This window comes from Rouxiella silvae, assembly GCF_002093625.1.
Classification (GTDB): domain Bacteria; phylum Pseudomonadota; class Gammaproteobacteria; order Enterobacterales; family Enterobacteriaceae; genus Rouxiella; species Rouxiella silvae.
This window is the reverse complement of the sequence record NZ_MRWD01000121.1, coordinates 1-1,023: the sequence shown is the minus strand read 5'-3', so window position 1 is coordinate 1,023 and position 1,023 is coordinate 1. Positions and strand designations below refer to the sequence as shown.

The 1,023-nt window shown below is 37.9% G+C and carries 2 protein-coding genes; both read right to left on the bottom strand.

Annotated elements, in window-relative coordinates; translation table 11 throughout:
• Positions 1 to 169: 169 nt before the first annotated feature.
• The gene (locus BS639_RS24590; protein ID WP_055782802.1) at positions 170 to 463 is read right to left on the bottom strand and encodes a DUF2767 family protein; all 294 of its coding nucleotides are present in this window, start codon (positions 461 to 463) and stop codon (positions 170 to 172) included.
• Positions 464 to 497: 34 nt separating this feature from the next.
• On the bottom strand, positions 498 to 827 hold the full coding sequence (locus BS639_RS24585) for a hypothetical protein (protein ID WP_055782805.1): 330 nt from the start codon (positions 825 to 827) through the stop codon (positions 498 to 500).
• Positions 828 to 1,023: the final 196 nt, after the last annotated feature.

Genomic DNA, 1,023 nt, shown 5'->3' with positions numbered 1-1,023 from the left:
TTATTTAAGTTATTATCTTATTTAGGAGTTATCCTATATTCACTGTTTGCTCTCTTAGTAAAAAACGCAGGCTTTGTATGGATTCTCGCCACGTTCTCTCAAGAGGCAGACAAATATTGACATTAATCCTTAGCCTCATCGCCCCGCATTGTTAAGCTTTATGCGTGAATCAACGGTGTTTTTCCTTTTCTTCCCTTGCTGCCGAAATATTATCTTTTTGAGCTTTACTGTCGTTTTTGGCGACGCTTTCATTTTCTATTGAACCTTCCAATAGTTGTATTGCGAGTATTAGTGACTTTCGTTCCTGGATGCGACTTTCTTTAACCTGGCGTAATTCTTCACGTAATGAGTTGGCAATTATTGCTTTATTGGTTTCGATCCCTTCCTGGGCAAAAGCAAACGCTTTTTCTCCTATTATTCTGCATGCTTCGCCGTAGAGAATGTCGGCTTCATTGGTATTCATTTACTCTCCTGAATGTAACCTCAGTGAAATACGCCTACGGATCCTCTAGAATGGGTTCTTGAGTTTCAAAAACCAGATCGACGTGATCTAGAATCTCTTTAGCGATTTCATTGCCTATCAGTACTCGACTGCCATCTTGAATAGTAAACTGATGAGGCAGATTTGGATTTTCGCCATCTTCAATAAGTTCGACTAAGTAGAATTTGGCGCCTATTGATGTTACAGATGCAATCGCGGCACTGACTACCTGAGGCTCAGAATATTTGTTTTTTAGAATGGCTACGCTTTTTGAACTATCAATTTTTGAAAGGATTAAGACCCTTTCAAACATTTTTATTAGTTCTGTTTCGCTGATTTCGACCATATTCTTTAACCTCAGCAATGACGTTTTCCCTGGTGTTGAATCACAACCCAAAGGCAGTGAGTATTTACACTGCACTCCCATGTTAGCTAAGTTACTGATATTGATCAATTTTTTTATTATTGGTTTCGCTAAGTTATTGAATTTGATCGTTTTTATACTTACAGGTGATTACTAATTAGTCAGCATGGTGTTAATT